General features: G+C 72.4%; 14 protein-coding genes. 8 read left to right on the top strand and 6 right to left on the bottom strand.

Features of this window, described 5'->3' with window-relative positions:
- Positions 1-77: 77 nt before the first annotated feature.
- Positions 78-896: an SCO4651 family lipoprotein gene (locus ACZ45T_RS28915; protein ID WP_468446346.1), complete on the bottom strand. Its 819-nt coding sequence runs from the start codon at positions 894-896 to the stop codon at positions 78-80.
- 387 nt (positions 897-1,283) lie between these two features.
- On the opposite strand from ACZ45T_RS28915, the gene argG reads away from it, so the two are divergent.
- Positions 1,284-2,732 carry an argininosuccinate synthase gene (gene argG / locus ACZ45T_RS28910; RefSeq protein ID WP_468446344.1) on the top strand — a complete coding sequence of 483 codons (1,449 nt, stop codon included), beginning with the start codon at positions 1,284-1,286 and terminating at the stop codon, positions 2,730-2,732.
- Between the two features lie 74 nt (positions 2,733-2,806).
- On the opposite strand, the gene ACZ45T_RS28905 is transcribed toward argG, so the two are convergent.
- The gene (locus ACZ45T_RS28905; protein ID WP_468446342.1) at positions 2,807-3,562 is read right to left on the bottom strand and encodes a 2-phosphosulfolactate phosphatase; all 756 of its coding nucleotides are present in this window, start codon (positions 3,560-3,562) and stop codon (positions 2,807-2,809) included.
- A gap of 105 nt (positions 3,563-3,667) precedes the next feature.
- Here ACZ45T_RS28905 and ACZ45T_RS28900 point away from each other — a divergent pair, with 105 nt between their 5' ends.
- Together ACZ45T_RS28900 and ACZ45T_RS28895 are read left to right on the top strand one after the other, a co-directional pair.
- Complete coding sequence (locus ACZ45T_RS28900) at positions 3,668-3,970, top strand: putative quinol monooxygenase (protein ID WP_468446340.1); 303 nt, start codon at positions 3,668-3,670, stop codon at positions 3,968-3,970.
- Positions 3,971-4,007: 37 nt separating this feature from the next.
- Positions 4,008-5,702: a hypothetical protein gene (locus ACZ45T_RS28895; RefSeq protein WP_468446338.1), complete on the top strand. Its 1,695-nt coding sequence runs from the start codon at positions 4,008-4,010 to the stop codon at positions 5,700-5,702.
- Positions 5,703-5,784: 82 nt separating this feature from the next.
- Here the strand turns inward: ACZ45T_RS28895 and ACZ45T_RS28890 are convergent, their stop codons facing one another.
- Together ACZ45T_RS28890 and ACZ45T_RS28885 are read right to left on the bottom strand one after the other, a co-directional pair.
- The gene (locus tag ACZ45T_RS28890; RefSeq protein ID WP_468446336.1) at positions 5,785-8,184 is read right to left on the bottom strand and encodes a UvrD-helicase domain-containing protein; all 2,400 of its coding nucleotides are present in this window, start codon (positions 8,182-8,184) and stop codon (positions 5,785-5,787) included.
- A gap of 137 nt (positions 8,185-8,321) precedes the next feature.
- Positions 8,322-9,572: an FAD-dependent monooxygenase gene (locus ACZ45T_RS28885; protein WP_468446334.1), complete on the bottom strand. Its 1,251-nt coding sequence runs from the start codon at positions 9,570-9,572 to the stop codon at positions 8,322-8,324.
- 105 nt (positions 9,573-9,677) lie between these two features.
- Between ACZ45T_RS28885 and ACZ45T_RS28880 the strand changes: the two genes are divergently transcribed.
- Complete coding sequence (locus ACZ45T_RS28880; RefSeq protein ID WP_468446332.1) at positions 9,678-10,496, top strand: TetR/AcrR family transcriptional regulator; 819 nt, start codon at positions 9,678-9,680, stop codon at positions 10,494-10,496.
- A gap of 72 nt (positions 10,497-10,568) precedes the next feature.
- Positions 10,569-11,741 (top strand): epoxide hydrolase family protein, encoded by a 1,173-nt coding sequence (locus ACZ45T_RS28875; RefSeq protein WP_468446330.1) that lies wholly within the window; start codon positions 10,569-10,571, stop codon positions 11,739-11,741.
- Between the two features lie 54 nt (positions 11,742-11,795).
- Here the strand turns inward: ACZ45T_RS28875 and ACZ45T_RS28870 are convergent, their stop codons facing one another.
- Positions 11,796-12,344, bottom strand: coding sequence for a flavoprotein (locus tag ACZ45T_RS28870; RefSeq protein ID WP_468446328.1), 549 nt, complete (start codon positions 12,342-12,344; stop codon positions 11,796-11,798).
- Between the two features lie 137 nt (positions 12,345-12,481).
- Here ACZ45T_RS28870 and ACZ45T_RS28865 point away from each other — a divergent pair, with 137 nt between their 5' ends.
- The 3 genes from ACZ45T_RS28865 to ACZ45T_RS28855 all read left to right on the top strand — a co-directional run bounded on the left by ACZ45T_RS28865 (position 12,482) and on the right by ACZ45T_RS28855 (position 15,166).
- Positions 12,482-13,081 carry an NIPSNAP family protein gene (locus ACZ45T_RS28865; protein WP_468446326.1) on the top strand — a complete coding sequence of 200 codons (600 nt, stop codon included), beginning with the start codon at positions 12,482-12,484 and terminating at the stop codon, positions 13,079-13,081.
- A gap of 133 nt (positions 13,082-13,214) precedes the next feature.
- The gene (locus ACZ45T_RS28860) at positions 13,215-14,084 is read left to right on the top strand and encodes an NAD(P)H-binding protein (protein ID WP_468446324.1); all 870 of its coding nucleotides are present in this window, start codon (positions 13,215-13,217) and stop codon (positions 14,082-14,084) included.
- A gap of 80 nt (positions 14,085-14,164) precedes the next feature.
- Positions 14,165-15,166, top strand: coding sequence for an AraC family transcriptional regulator (locus ACZ45T_RS28855; protein ID WP_468446322.1), 1,002 nt, complete (start codon positions 14,165-14,167; stop codon positions 15,164-15,166).
- Here ACZ45T_RS28855 and ACZ45T_RS28850 read toward each other — a convergent pair.
- The gene (locus ACZ45T_RS28850; protein ID WP_468446320.1) at positions 15,159-15,710 is read right to left on the bottom strand and encodes a GNAT family N-acetyltransferase; all 552 of its coding nucleotides are present in this window, start codon (positions 15,708-15,710) and stop codon (positions 15,159-15,161) included. The two genes, ACZ45T_RS28855 and ACZ45T_RS28850, sit on opposite strands and share 8 nt — an antisense overlap.
- Between the last annotated feature and the right edge of the window lie 79 nt (positions 15,711-15,789).

The following is a 15,789-nucleotide window of genomic DNA, read 5'->3' as shown; positions in this document are numbered from 1 at the left end:
ACTCCACGCCAACACGGTCGCCTGCACCTCGCTGAGCGTGCTGTCGGCCAGCCCGGGCCGGCCGACAGCAGTGAACGTCAGGCCGTGCCGCCGTTCTGCCCGTTCTTGTAGAGCTCGGTGAGGTCGGCCGTGTCGCCGGCCGGCGGGACCGAGATGGTCTTCGCGCTCCCGAAGGACAGGAAGTCGATGTTCACGCTGGTCGCGCCGAAGGCCTGGTTCATGCGGGCCGGCATCCCCTTGTCGTCGACCCAGACGTCCATCACGACCTCGCCCCCGTTGCCGCCCAGCTTGCCGTACATGGCGGCGGCATCGCCCATCTTGTCCTCGGGGACCGTCGCGCGGTAGTGGGTCGTGCTCTTGCCGTTGATGTTCTCCGAACCGACCTTGCTGACCCCCTTCGCGTACTTGAGCGTCTTGAGGCCGGCCGTCGGGTCGTTGTTGGCCCCCTTCATGCCGGCCGCGCCCTTCTCGCCGAGGACGGCGGCGACGTCGAGCTTCAGCCAGGTCTTCCCCTTGAACGGCCCGTCCGGGCTGGGGTCCACCTCGTAGTAGTACGCGTCCTGCACCATCCGCATGGTGACGGTGCCGTCCGAGACCAGGTCCTCCATCTCGAGGTCCTTGGCCGGCATCTCGGTCTCCATCGCGAGGCCGTTGCCCCAGGAGTAGACGCCCTTCATCTGCACGGGCTTGCCGCCGGTGTCACCGGAGGTCACGACCATGTTGATATCGGCCGAACCGGCCTTCGACGCCTCGTCGGAGGCGCGCGAGAGCGCCTCGACCAGCGTCTGCGCCGAATCGCCGGCCTTCTCGGCCACCGTCGTCGCGGAACAGCCGACCGAGCCGGCTGCTATGACCAGCGCCGCGGCAACACCCGTGACGGCCTTGTTCTTCTTCATCCCCACCCCTTGTTCGAGCTGAACTCGCTCTCACACAGAGCATATTCGTGAGGGCCGACAGTGGCCCAATCCTTTCGGCCCGGCGGCCGGACCCGCATCGACCTCCTTTGCGCGACCGGCAGGCGGCAGGCGGCAGGCGGCAGGCGGCAGCCGGCGGGCGGCAGGCGGCGGGCCGCCCGCTCGCCCGTCGGCGACGTGGTGACGGCCGTCACCCCCTCGTCGACGGGCCGGGCCGACCGCCCACTGGGGCGTCCTCGGCCGGGAGCGGCTCCCCGACACCCTGCCTGAGCAGCACCTATGGCCGGTCCTCGTGCGCGACGGCCGGTGCGACGGGCGAAAGCACCGATGGGCGTTGCATGATCATGCGTAGTGATGCATACTCTTCCTATGTCCAAGGTCCTCACCTCACTGCCCACCGGCGAGCGCGTCGGCATCGCCTTCTCCGGCGGCCTCGACACCTCCGTCGCCGTCGCCTGGATGCGCGACAAGGGTGCCGTCCCCTGCACCTACACCGCCGACATCGGCCAGTACGACGAGCCCGACATCGCCTCGGTGCCCGGCCGCGCCAAGGCGTACGGCGCCGAGATCGCGCGCCTCGTCGACTGCCGAGCGGCCCTGGTCGAGGAGGGCCTCGCCGCACTCGCCTGCGGCGCCTTCCACATCCGCTCGGGTGGTCGCGCCTACTTCAACACCACGCCGCTCGGCCGCGCCGTCACCGGCACCCTGCTGGTGCGGGCGATGCTCGAGGACGACGTACAGATCTGGGGCGACGGCTCGACGTTCAAGGGCAACGACATCGAGCGGTTCTACCGCTACGGCCTGCTCGCCAACCCCCACCTGCGGATCTACAAGCCCTGGCTGGACGCGGACTTCGTGACCGAGCTCGGCGGCCGCAAGGAAATGTCGGAGTGGCTGCTCGCCCACGACCTGCCCTACCGCGACAGCACCGAGAAGGCGTACTCCACCGACGCCAACATCTGGGGCGCCACCCACGAGGCCAAGACCCTGGAGCACCTGAACACGGGTGTCGAGACCGTCCAGCCGATCATGGGCGTGCGGTTCTGGGACCCCCAGGTGGAGATCCCCACCGAGGACGTGACGATCGGCTTCGAGCAGGGCCGCCCGGTGACGATCAACGGCAAGGAGTTCGCCTCCGCGGTCGACCTGGTGATGGAGGCGAACGCCATCGGCGGCCGCCACGGCATGGGCATGTCGGACCAGATCGAGAACCGGATCATCGAGGCGAAGAGCCGCGGCATCTACGAGGCGCCCGGCATGGCACTGCTGCACGCCGCGTACGAACGCCTCGTGAACGCGATCCACAACGAGGACACCCTCGCCCAGTACCACAACGAGGGACGGCGCCTCGGCCGGCTGATGTACGAGGGCCGCTGGCTCGACCCGCAGGCGCTGATGGTGCGCGAGTCGCTCCAGCGCTGGGTCGGCTCGGCGGTCACCGGCGAGGTCACGCTGCGGCTGCGGCGCGGTGAGGACTACTCGATCCTCGACACCACCGGCCCGGCCTTCAGCTACCACCCCGACAAGCTGTCGATGGAGCGCACCGAGGACTCGGCGTTCGGTCCCGTGGACCGGATCGGCCAGCTCACCATGCGCAACCTCGACATCGCCGACTCGCGCGCCAGGCTCGAGCAGTACGCCGGGCTCGGCCTGATCGGCACGGCTGCCCATCCCGCCATCGGCGCAGCCCAGGCGGCCTCCACCGGCCTGATCGGCGCGATGCCGGAGGGCGGCGCAGAGGCCATCGCCTCGCGCGGTGAGGTCTCCGAGGACGAGGAGATGCTCGACCGCGCCGCGATGGAGTTCGGCACCGACTAGCACGTCCGGTGACCTGGTCCTCGCCCGCCTGGTGCAGGCGGGCGAGGACACCGTCCCGGCTTCGGCCTCGACGGTCATCCGGTCGCGGTGAACGCTCCGTCGGTGAGGACCGGAACGACGTCGCAGACGTCCGGTTCGGTCGCGATGTCCACATCCTCGGCGAAACCGCCGTCCACGAGTTCCCGACCGGACGCGCTGCCGGTGACCGCGGCGACGACATCCGGCGTCGCCTCGAAGCAGTCGGCCGCGGCGGCCGCTTCGGGTGACGGCGCACCGCCACCCTGCTTGCGCAGCGCCGCGAGGACCGCCCCGGCGCCGAGCAGATCCTCCAGCGCGGGCCGCAGGCTGCCGTCGGGCCATCGCTCGCCCGAGGCGATGACGGCGACCGGGCGGTCCAGGGTCCCGTAGCCGTGCTGCGCGAGCCAACGGCCCACCGCTGACGCATTGCGCAGGCAGCCGGCAAGCACCATCGACTCACCGGCCGCGGCGGCGATCGATGAGCCGTTGGGGGAGGGCAGCACCAGGCGCGGGGCGAACGGCGCACGTCTCAGTGCCGCCGGAGACAGCGACCACGGCGCCGCCGACGTGGCCGCGCGCCGCCCGACGGCCAACCGGGCACCCATCTCGTCGGCGAACTCCGCCGCGGACTCGTCGCGCCACGCGTACGGGAAGACCCGCGTCCCCGACTCCACCGCCACCGTCACCGAAGTCGTGAACGACAACACGTCGACGACCACCACGCACGCGACGTCCGTCGCGAGCCGTTGCGCTCCGGCGGGCCCCCAATCGAAGCGCGCCCCACTGCCGGTCTGCAGAAACCAATCGTCCATGGCCGACGACCATGCCATGGCGTCCGGACGCCAACACCTGCGGGGGGCCGCTCCCTTGGGGCCCCTAGTGATCGGCGCGGAACCCCGCCGAGTAGGCTTCAGCGCATGTCACAGCCGGTGCAACTCGTCATCCTGATCACCACTCTTCCGGGCCGCGGCCAGGAACAGATCGCCGCATTCGAGCGCCTCGCGCCGATCGTGCGAGCCGAAACGGGATGCATGCAGTACGACCTGCACCAGGTGAGTGGCGACCCCGACCGCTTCGTCCTCATTGAGCGGTGGTCGTCGAAGGCGGCGCTCGCCGCACACGATGCGACCCCGCACATGATCGAAGCCGACGCGGCCGGCCCCGCGTTCCGGGCCGGGCCCGCAGAAGTCATCGAGCTCGTTGCCGACCCCCTCGCCTGACCGCACAGGTACCGCGCCCTGGCACGTCCTGGAGAAGGTGCGCCAGGGCCAGGAGGAGATACCCGGTCTCCTGCGCGGGATCGTGACGCCCGGCAGCCGACGGGTCTCCTGGACGGTCCTGGAGAGACGGCTGCGCTGGTTCGACAAGGCGGAGCTCGTCGTCGCCGCGCTCGCGCAGCTGCTGGAGCTCCTGCCCGAGCTGGACCGGCGACGGCGGATCGGTGTCCTCGAGCTGGTCGCGGATCGCGCCCTGAAGCTGCGTGTGGGTGCGCTGGGGGCGGACGCCCCCGGTATGGGAGCGGTACTCGTCGACGGCCAGCGCGCCGCGGCGGCCCTCCTGGCCGACCGCTGTCCCGAGGTGCGCTCGTCCGCGTCCAGGGCGGTGGAGCAGGTCCGCGCCGCCGACCCCGCGACGCTGGAGGCCCTGCGGCGCCAAGCCGCGGGGGAGAACGACCCCGGCACGCTGGGCCGCCACCTGCTCGCGGCCGGCGAAGTGCTGGCGGCGTTCGGCGCGTCCCAGCCTCAGGGGTGGCTGGACCCGTGGCTGAACCACCCCGATCCGCACGTCCGGCTGGCCGCCCGGACGGCGCGACTGACGGCGGACGGGGAGCCGCAGGGCCGGGCCTCCACGACGGCGGGCACCTTGACCGGGAGCGCCGCGGCCCGTCGCGCGGCCGTCGAGGAAGCCGGTGCCCGGCTCCGCGCGTGGCGGCGCCCGCCCGCCGGGACGTGGGAGACGGTCCTCGCAGGGCTGTCCGACGACGACCTTCTGACCTCCCTTGAGGCGCACCGGATCGTCGCCCTGGGCGGGTCGGCGATCGCACCGTACGCCGATCGCCTGCTCCCGTTCGTCTGGCGGGAAGGAGAGCGCGCCGACCACGTCGTACGGGCTCTGGCCGGCGCCGGCGACCCGCGGGCCCTGCCGTGGTACCTCAAGCGGGCCGACATCGGCTGGACGCACGTCGAGTCCCTGCCCGCGGAGTGGGCGCAGGACGTCCTGCCGGTCCTGCGAGTACAGCTCGCGGGTCGCCGGCCGGAGCGCGCCCTGCGCATCATCACCGACTGGGGTCCTGCCGCCGCGCCGGCGGCTGCGGAGCTCATCGGCCTGCTCGACACCCCGCACGCGCGCGCGGCCGCGGCCGCCCTGGGCCGGATCGGACCGGCGGCGGTGGGCGCGGCGGCCCTGCTGGCCGACCTCGCGCAGGGCGACCTGCGCCCACGGCGCTTCGCCGAGAGCGAGTACCGGGAGCCGCGTCGCTGGCACGGCACCCAGACCGCCGCGTGGGCGCACTGGCGCGTGACGGGTGACCCGCGGCTCGCGCTGGACGTCGTCGGCGCGGCGACCCGGCCCGGGCCCGGCCGGCCGGTTCTGTCCCACCTGGCCGACCTGGGCCCGCTCGCGGCCGGATACGTCGACGGTGTGCGGCCGCTGCTCGGCAGCGTCGGCGAATGGACCCGGGTCGGCGCGGCCGAGGCCTGGTGGCGCTTGACCGGGGACGCCGAGACCGCGGTGGCGACCCTGCTCCCCGAACTGCACGCGCTGTCGGAACACCGGGCCGGTCCGCTCCTGCGGCGGGTCGTCGCCGTGCTCGGTGCGATCGGCCGGCCCGCCGCGGCGGCCGTGCCCTTGCTCACGGAGGTCGTCGTGTCGGAGCGCCGCTACGGCGGGGGCATCACGTGCGACGAGGAGCTTCTGCGCGCGGTGCACACCGCCCTCGCCGCCATCGGCTGACTCCGGGCACGGTCCCGTCGCCGGCCGGGTACGTGTTCCACAAGGACGGCAAGCGGGAGGGCACGACGCGAGTCGACGGGCGTCACAGGGCGGCCGCCGGGCGGTGGGCGCGTGCGGCGGCCAGGTGTCGGCGCAGGGCCTTGCGCAGGTGCGGGAGGGGCTGGGTGGCTCCGAGGCCGTGGAGGAAGTCCTCCGCACTCCAGGTGATCAGGTGTCCTTGCCGGGAGAGGTAGAGGCCGAGGCGGCCGATGCCGTAGCGGTCGTCGTAGTCCAGCAGGAGGTAGCCGGCGAGCTGGTAGATCTCTTCGCTCCCCAGGTGGCGGGGCCGGGTGGTGCTCTTGCAGTCGATCAGTGTGCCGCCGAGGATGAAGTCGGCGTCCGCGCCGCCGATGTCCTGACTGCCGGCAAAGACGGGGCCGCATACCCGCCTGTCCGGGGGCAGGGCGGTGAGCGGGGTGAAGGGAGCCCGGGCGAGGGCCAGTTGGGTGGCCTGGTCGTCGAGGGCGTACGGCGGTACCGAGGCCAGCAGGCTGTCCAGCGTGGTCCGGGAGGTCGCCGTGGCGAGCAGGCTGGAGCGGCTGACCTCACCCGTGCGGTAGATGTCCTCGTAGAACCCGGCTACGAAGCACAGCCGGGCGAGGCGCTCTTCGTCGAGGACGTCCGGCCCGCGCAGGTGGGCCTCCACCTCGGCCAGCAGAGCGGTCCCGGCCGTGTACAAGGCCCGGCAGGCCGTCGGATCGGTCGTTCCCGGCGGCGGGAGCGCCCCGGTGCGCTGCACGCCGAAGGCGACGGCGCTTCCCGGTCCACTGCCCAGCAGCAGACGCAGCCGGTAGTCGATGGCGTGCCCGAGCGCGGGCCACTGCGGGCGCTGCACGTCCACGGGCTGTGCGGGGTGCGGCAGATGGCTGGTGCGCGTGAGGTAGTCCTGGATCAGCGAACGCGCCCTGGGCAGGTTGGCGGACATGAACCGGCCCATCGGGGAGTCGGGATACCGAAGCTGCCCGGTCAAGGGCAGGTCGATCATCGGCCTCCCCTGGATCAGCCCGGTGCCCGTTCGCCGCGCCTTCTTCTCGAAGTCGTCGATCCACGCGATGCCGGACGGGTCCAAGACCTGCCGGGCGCGCGTCACGGCCACGTACACCAGGCGTGCCTCATCGGCGCGCAGCGGCCGCTGGATGCCGTCCTCGTCGATGAGGGGCGCGGAGAACCCCGGCCCGATGCGCACACGGTCCCATTCGCGGCCCTTGGCCTTGTGGGCCGTGGAGACGGTGACATCGGCCTCGGACTCGCCCGAGAGCCGGTCCACCGCCTGGATGATGGTGTCCGGGCCGTAGCGGTCGACCAGGTTCACGATCGCCTTGAGGTCCTGGGCGGCACTGTCCTGCTCGGCGTACTCCTGTACCTCGTCCCACGAGCCGAAGAGGAACAGTTCGGGATGGCTGGTACGCCGCCCCGCCTTCAGTTCCAGGGCGGCGGTGGCCACCCGGTGCAGGGCGTCGCCCCCGCCGGCCAGGGCCACCCGTACGCCTTGTTCGAGGTAGCCGAGCACGGCCTGCATGGCATCGGCGTTTCCCCGGCACAGCACCGCATCCACTTCGGCGGCGCCGCCGATGCGCGAGTCGGGGCCGTGACCGGTCAGCTTCATGTCGGACTGGGCGTGAACCAGCCACCGGTTGGCCATCTCGGCGATGCGCGGCCCGAAGCGGAACGACTGGGTGAGATGACGGTGCTCGGCGGGAAAACCGCTCATCACGTCCCGCGCATGGCGCCAGGCGTAGATCTGCTGCGCGGGGTCGCCCACACACACCCGCTGGGCGTCCTGGGCCAGAAAGACCTCCTCCACCACCGCGTTGGTGTCCTGTGCCTCGTCCAGCAGGATGAAGTCGGCCTCCAGCACCGGCTGGGTCAGCGCCCACATCTTCAAGTAGTGATCGTGCTCGAACCGGAGCCGGCCGCGCGGCGAGCGCAAGTCCTCCCAGGCCCGGCACGCATACGGCAGGAGCACCCGCGCGAGCTGGTCCTGCGCCTGGGCGTGCAGCCCGTTCACCCGCTCCATGTGCCGGGCCATGACCTCGCGGTCGCTCGTGTAGCAGTAGCGGCGGACCATCCCCATGACCAGCCGTGCCTGATGCCCCGCGGTGATCTTCGTGCGATCGAAGTACAGATCCCGCAGACCGAGCAGGCGCGCCGTCTCCTTGGCCGGGATCCGGGCCGACGCGTTCAGCCGTTCCCGGTACAGGTGCCCGCCCGCCTTGTAGGCGAGCGAATGCGCCGTGCGGCACTCGACGTTGCCGCCGAAACGCCCCCGGGCCTCATCGGCGATGCCACGGTTGAACGCGAGGTACAGCCCGCGTTTGCGGGTCGAGGCGCCCATGAGTACCAAAGTGGACGTCTTGCCCGTCCCCGCCCCGGCGATCAATGCCAGATCCGTACCCGAGGCGAACACATCGCGTGCCGCCTGCTGTTCCAGCGTTGCCTGCACCTTGCCCCCGCGCGGCGTCGACTGCCACGAAGATCGAGGCTGCCCCAGGCCGACACTCAGCGTCAATCGATCACTGCGCACAGTGCGGTGTTTCGGCCAGCCGCGCGCCACGTCCGGCGCGAAATGCGCCCCGCGTCCTAGGAGATCGCTCGCGTCGCCGCCGTGCCCTCGGGTGCGGTCGCGTACGCCGGGAGGGACAGCGTGGTGACGTCCGCCCCGGCCTTCAGCAGCCAGTCGAGGACACGGCGCCGGCTGAGCATGCCGTTGCGCAGGCGCAGGCCGAGCTTCGATGCCGGGGCGAGGAAGGGGCCCGTGCGGTCGCCGCCCTTCTGGCAGCCCTGGGCGTAGGTGCGGAGCAGGTTCTCGTAGCGGGCGAAGGCGGCGCGGTGGTCCTCGGGCGAGCGGGAGAGCTCGCCCGCCAAGACGTACGCGGCCACGATCGCGGTGCCGGTGCCCATGCCGCCGATGGTCGCGCCGCAGGCGGCGTCCCCGACGAGGGCGATCCGGCCGCTGGACCAAGCGGGGACGTCGGCGCGGCTGATCGAGTCGAAGTAGAGGTCGTCGGCGGAGTCGAGGGAGTCGAGGAGGTGACCGACCCGCCAGGGGAGGCCCGCGAAGGCCCGTCGCAGGAGGTGCCTCTGGGCTTCGGGGTCGTGGCGGTCGTAGGCGAGCTCGGGGGAGGCGAAGACGCAGAAGGCGCCGGCCCGGGTGGGGTCGGTGTGATCGGCGCCGACGCTGGCCAGACGGCCGGGGGCGTTGTAGCCGATGGAGCCGGCGCCGGGGCGCAGGCCCAGGCCCAGGTGGTTGGGGAGGCTCCAGGAGGCGGCGTAGTGGCCGAGATGGGTGACGTGGTCGGCTTCCGGGCCGAAGGCGAGGCGGCGGACGGTGGAGTGGAGTCCGTCGGCGCCGATGACGAGGTCGAAGGTGCGGGGCGGGGAGCCGCGGAAGGTGACGTCCACTCCGGTGGTGGTCTCGGTGAGCGAGGTGACCGAGTCCCCGAAGAGGTACTCGGTGAAGGGGAGCGAGGCCTCGTGGAGGACGCGGGAGAGGTCGCCGCGCAGGACTTCGATGTCGCCGCCCGCGAACGCGGCGGGGAGGTGGAGGAGTTGCTTGCCGTCGGCGTCGACGAAGGTCATGGGGCTGCCGCCGGTCTGGACGCGGCGGAGGTCTTCGAGGACGCCCATGCGCTGGAGGACGCCGAGGTGCGTCTCGCCGCGGAAGTCGACGGCCTGGCCGCCGGGGCGGAGGGCGGGAGCCAGTTCGACGACGGTGGGGCGGAAGCCGTGGCGGCCGAGCCAGTGGGCGAGGGCGGGGCCGGCGACGCTCGCGCCGGAGATGAGGACGGTGCGGGTTGCGGGGTGCTGGCCGTGGCGCTGGTCGAACTGCATGGCGACTCCCTGTCTTCGTGCTCGCCGCTGTAACTGTGTCCGGCGGACACTGAAGCGATACCGTGTACGGTAGACACAGTTTTTGTGCGCACGCAAGGGGATCCGATGGCGAATGAGCAGTGGAGTGCGGCCGTGCAGTTGCTGTGGGGGCCGCCGGTCAAGCCCGCGCGGGGGCCGAAGCGGGGGCTCACGCTGGAGGGGATCGCTCGCGCGGGGATCGGGATCGCCGACGCCGAGGGGCTCGGCGCGGTGTCGATGCAGCGGGTGGCCGGGGAGCTGGGGGTCACGAAGATGGCCCTGTACCGGTACGTGCCGGGCAAGGCCGAGCTCCTCGCGCTCATGGTGGAGGCCGCTATGGCACCGGCACCGGCACCGGCGCCGGAGTCCGCGACCAGCCGCACCGGCGCGGGCGGGGAATGGCGGGAGCGGCTGGGGGAATGGGCGCGGGAGCTGCTGGCGGGGTTCCGCCTCCACCCGTGGCTGTTGGAGGCGACGGTCGGGGTGCGGGTGATGGGGCCGCGCGAGCTGGGATGGATGGAGCGGGCACTCGCGGCGCTGGAGGGCTGCGGCTTGAGCGGGGCCGAGGCGATGGACGCGGTGGTGCTGCTCGCCGGGCATGTACGGGGGATCGCGGAGCAGGAGCGGGCGGCGGGCGGGGGAGCCGCCGACGGGACAGACGGCGGGACAGACGGCGGGACAGACGGCGGGGCCGAGGGCGCGGCCGAGGGCGAGGGTCCGGATGCGCAGCTCGCGGTGATGCTGGGCGAGGTGATGCGGACGCACGGGGCGCGGTTCCCGGCGCTCGGGGCGGCCTTGGCCTCGGCGGCGGAGCACGGGGGACGCGACCAGGCGCTCGAATTCGGGCTGGAGCGGATCCTGGACGGGCTGGGACTGCTGATGGCCCGGCGGGCGGAGGGGGCGTAAAGCCGGGTGCGCGCATCACCCTCAACGGCGGCCCGGGCAGTGGCTGGTTGACGACCGCCTAACATGCGGGCCATGAGTGATCTTGACGAGGGGCTGTGCGGGTTCCGGCTCGACGTGGCGCAGGCGGAGTTGGACGACCTCGACGAGCGGCTGGGGCGGGTGCGGTGGCCCGATGAGCTGCCCGGGGTGGGGCGGGCGTACGGGATTCCGCTGGCGCGGGTGCGCGAACTGGTCGCGTACTGGCGCGACGGCTATGACTGGCGGGCAGCCGAGGCGCGGCTGAACGAGTGGCCGCAGTTCACCACCGTCATCGACGGCGCGCAGGTGCACTTCGCGCATGTGCGATCGCCCGAGGCGGACGCTACGCCGCTGTTGATGACCCACGGCTGGCCCGGCTCCTTCGTGGAGTTCCAGCGGGTCGCGGGTCCGTTGACGGACCCGCGGGCGCACGGTGGGGACCCGGCGGACGCCTTCCACCTCGTCCTGCCGAGCATTCCCGGTTTCACACTGTCGGGGCCGACGGCCGAGCCGGGCTGGGAGTTCAAGAGGGCGGCGCGGGCGTTCGCGGTGCTGATGGAGCGGCTCGGATACGGGGAGTACGGGGTCCAGGGCGGGGACTGGGGGGCCGCGATCTCGCGGGAGCTCGGCCTGATCAGGCCCGGGCACGTGATCGGCGTGCACTTGAACCTGCTGCCCGGGGGCGGGGCGACGGCGGAGCCGGGGGAGGAGGAGCTGGCCGCGCTCGATCCGGCGGAGCGCGAGCGGACGCTGGCCTCCTGGGAGCGGTACCGGACGTGGGCGCGGGAGCGGCAGGGATACGCCGACATCCAGGCGACCCGGCCGCAGACGCTGGCGTACGCGCTGAACGACTCGCCGGTCGGACTGCTCGCCTGGATCGCCGAGAAGTTCGACGAGTGGAGCGATCCCGCGTGGCCGGTCGACCGGGACCAGATGCTGACGAACGTGATGCTGTACTGGCTGACCGGGACGGCCGGCAGTGCGGCCCGGATCTACTACGAGCGGGCCCACGCCGACTACGCGGGGCAGCCGCCCCAGGTGTCGGCCACCCCGACCGCGCTGGCCGACTTCCCCCGGGACAATTTCATCCCGCTGCGGCACGTCGCCGCGCGCACCGACGCGGTCGTGCGCTGGACCTCGTACGACCGGGGCGGACACTTCCCCGCCATGGAAGTGCCCGAGTTGCTGGTGGGGGACATACGGGCCTTCTTCCGGCAGCTGCGGTGACGGCCCCGAGCCCTGCGTTCCTCGCGCGGCTGTCGCGGCTGTCGCGGCGGGCCGTCAGGCGCGGCTGGCGGCGGTGCGGTCGACGGCGTCGAGGGCGGCCTGCCAGGGGAAATGGGGCGAGGCGTCCGGGCCGGCGGGGCCGGGGATGAAGCCGTTCTCTCCGTAGAGGACTTCGGCTCCGGCGGCGCGCAGGGTGGCCAGGGACTGGTCGAACTGGGGGTGCGCGGCGAGGGCGGCGTTCGTACAGGGCATGGCGACGACGGGGGTCCCCTTGCCGATGGCTTCGGCGGCGATGCCGACTGCGAAGCGGTCGGTGAGGCCGAGGGCCCAGGAGTTGACGGTGTTGAAGGTGGCCGGGGCGAAGAGGACGGCGTCGGCGGTCGGCCATACGTCGGCTTCCCCGGGCATCTTGTACTGCCAGCGGACCGGGTGGCCGGTCAGGGCGGCCAGTCCGTCCAGGCTCTCGGACACCCAGTGCGCCGCGGTGGGGGTGAGCCCCAGGCATACGTCCCAGCCGCGGGCCTGGGCGTTCTCGATGACGTGCGCCACGTCGAAGACGGGCGGGGCGGCGGAGCAGAGCAGGTAGAGAGTCCTCGTGGTCATGGCGCCATATGATCACATTGCTTGACCTCAACCATATTTGAGGCAGCACGATCGGGCCCATGAACACCGAACCGGCGGTCGGCGCTTGCGGGCCCGCTGACAGGAGGTGTCAGTGGACCGGCCCTAGCCTCCGGGCCATGGACGTCATAGTCGAACTCCGGCAGTACACCCTCCGCCCGGGCGCCCGGGACACCCTGGTGGACCTCTTCGAGCGGGAATTCGTCACCGGGCAGGAAGCGGCCGGCATCACCGTAGGCGGCCGGTTCCGGGACCTGGACGACCCGGACCGCTTCGTCTGGCTGCGCAGCTTCCCGGACATGGCGGCGCGGGCACGGGCGCTGCACGCCTTCTACGACGGCCCCGTCTGGCAGGCCCACCGCGAGAGGGCCAACGCGACCATGCTGGACTCGGACGACGTGCTCCTGCTGCGCGGGCCGGGCTTCCCCGGCCCCGACACCGCGGGGCCGGTCGTCGCGACCATCTGTCACCCCCTGGACGCCTCCTTCGCCGACCACTTCGAGCAGCACCTGCGTCCCGCGCTGGCCGGCGCCGGGACCCCTGCGCTGGCGGTACACCGCTCCGAGCACGCGGAGAACGATTTCCCCGCACTGCCGGTCCGGACCGGTGAGGACGTCCTGCTCTGGTTCACGGCGGGGGAGGCACCCTCCCTGCCGGACCTCTCGGCCCATCTGAAGCGGGCTCCGCAGCAGTTGCGACTGGAGTCGGTCCGGGGGTAGCGCCGTCAGGGCGCGTCGTGCGGGCCGGCCTGCGGCGAGGTTGGTTCGGGGTTGGTTCGGGGTTGGACGTACGCGTATGTGGCTGAGCTTTTCGGCCATGTTGCCGCTCGCCCCGCCAGGCTTGACTGTGGTCATGACGCAGACGACGAAGAACCACACGCAGAGCACGCAGACCGTCCGGAACACCGACCAGGCCATGGCCCTCGTGATCGGGGGCACCGGCAAGACCGGTCGCAAGGTCGCCGACAAGCTCGCCGCCCAGGGCCGTCCGGTCAGGGTCGGGTCCCGGGGCGGTGAGCCGGCCTTCGACTGGAACGAGCCCGCCACCTGGATACCGGCGTTGGAGGGCGTCGACCGGGTGTACGTGACCTACTACCCCGATCTCGCCTTCCCGGGGGCCGCCGAGCAGGTGGGCGCCTTCGCCGAGGTGGCGGTGGCGGCCGGCGCGCGCCGGCTGGTGCTGCTGTCGGGGCGTGGCGAGGAGGCCGCACAGCTGGCCGAGGAGAAGCTGAAGGCCTCCGGGGCGGATTGGACCATCGTCCGGTCCAGCTGGTTCAACCAGAACTTCGACGAGAGCTTCTTCCTCGAGCCGGTACTGGCCGGCGAGATCGCTCTGCCGACCGCGGACGCCGTCGAGGCGTTCGTCGACACCGAGGACGTCGCCGACGTGGTGGTGGCCGCTCTGAGCGACGACCGGCACATCGGCAGGACCTACGAGCTGTCCGGTCCGCGCCTGCTGAGCTTCGCCGACGTCGCCGCCGAACTGTCGAAGGTCACCGGCCGTGCTCTCGCGTACGTTCCGGTCTCCGGCGAGGACTACCGTGCGGTGCTGCGCGCGAACGATCTGCCGGAGGACTTCGCCGAGTTGTTCACCCTGATCCTGGACGGGCGCAACGCCCACCTGGTCCACGGGGTCGAGGAGGTGCTGGGGCGCCGGCCGAGGGACTTCGCCGACTTCGCCCGCGAGGCCGCCGCGACGGGTGTGTGGGACGTGACGTCCTGACGCCGGTCCGGACGCTGAGCCCGGCCCGGTCCCTGAGCCCGGCCCGGCCCGTCGTGTGGCGGTTCGGGGAGGATGTGCGTATGGATACGCTGACTGGTCTCCTCGAAGGACCCAAGGCGCGGGGTGCCTTCCTCCTGAAGTCCGTCCTCGATCCGCCGTGGTCCGTGCGGATCGAGGACCGGGCCCCGCTGTCCGTGGTGACGATGGTGCACGGCTCGGCGTGGCTGCTGCCCGAGGGGGAGGGCGCCGGGCCGGTGCGGATCGGCCCCGGGGACGTGGCCGTGGTGCGGGGGCCCGAGCCGTACACGGTCGCGGACTCCCCTGAAACGCCGGTGCAGATCAGGGTGGGCCCGGATCAGCGGTGCAGCACGCAGGCGGGCGAGGACGTCTCCGACTCCATGTCGCTGGGCGTACGTACCTGGGGCGCCGCCTCCCCGGGCGCCGGGGCGGCGGTGATGCTGAGCGGGACCTATCAGGCGCCGAGCGAGATCGGCCGCCGGCTGCTGGGTGCGCTGCCCACGATCCTGGTCCGCCCCGCGGGGGCCGCGGACGCCACCCTGATCACGCTGCTCGCTTCGGAGATCTCCCGTCAGGAGCCGGGTCAGGAAGTGGTCCTGGACCGGTTGTTGGACCTGCTGCTGATCGGGGTCTTGCGGGCGTGGCCGGCGGCCGCGGGGTCGGGTGCCCCGGGCTGGTACCGGGCCGGGAGCGATCCGGTGGTCGGCCCGGCGCTGCGGCTGCTGCACGAGAACCCGGCGTACGGCTGGACGGTGGAGGAGCTGGCCCTCAGGGTCGGTGTCTCCCGGGCCTCGCTGGCCCGCCGCTTCACGGAGCTCGTCGGGGAGCCGCCGGCGGGCTATCTGACGGGCTGGCGGCTGGCTTTGGCGGCCGACCTGCTGCGCGAGCCGGATGCCACCGTCGAGACGGTGGCCCGCCGGGTCGGTTACAGCAGTGCCTTCGCCTTGTCCACGGCCTTCAAGCGGGTCCGGGGCGTCAGTCCCAGGGAGTTCCGCGCGGGCGCGAGGGGGCCGGTTTTGGCCACGTTGGCGCCGGGGCCGGGGGGCACGGTGGTCCTCACATAGCGGGGTCCGCAGCCGCAGCCGGGGCCGTGGTCGCAGCCGGGGCCGTGGGCGTGGGCAGGGTGAGGACGCCGACCCGCTGGTCCCCGGCGAGCTCCCCCGTGGGCTTGAAGCCCAGGCCCAGGTAGAAGGGCTCGGGGCTGTTCTCGCCGGGGTGCCAGCTGACGTATGTCAGGCGTGTCCCGCGGCGGACGATCTCCTCGCAGGCCGCCTGGACCGCGAAGCGGCCGTAGCCCTTGCCCTGGTGGTCGGCGTGGATGTTCAGGCGCCAGATGCCGGAGCGCAGATCGGCGGGGTCGGTGGCCGGATCCCAGGGGAAGTCGAGGAAGGCCATGACGAAGCCGACCACTTCCTCGCCGTCGACGATGGCCCGCGGCCAGGCGGTCTTCCCGTGGACGTACGCCTGTGCCAGCGACTTCACCACCGGGGCGACGAGGTGTGCCTGATCGGGGCGTACCTGTATCGCGCACACCGCGTCGAAGTTCTCCTCGGTCACGAGTTCCAGGCGCAGCGGGCGGGGCGATGAAGTGGTCACGTCTGCGGGCATGGCCTCAGCCTAAGGTCGCCCGCCCGGCGCCGGGGAACGGGGGCGACGTACGGGGTCGACGTACGGGTCGACGTACGGG

The sequence above is a fragment of the Streptomyces sp. NPDC030995 genome (assembly GCF_055571215.1).
This window is presented reverse-complemented; position numbering and strand designations above follow the sequence as displayed.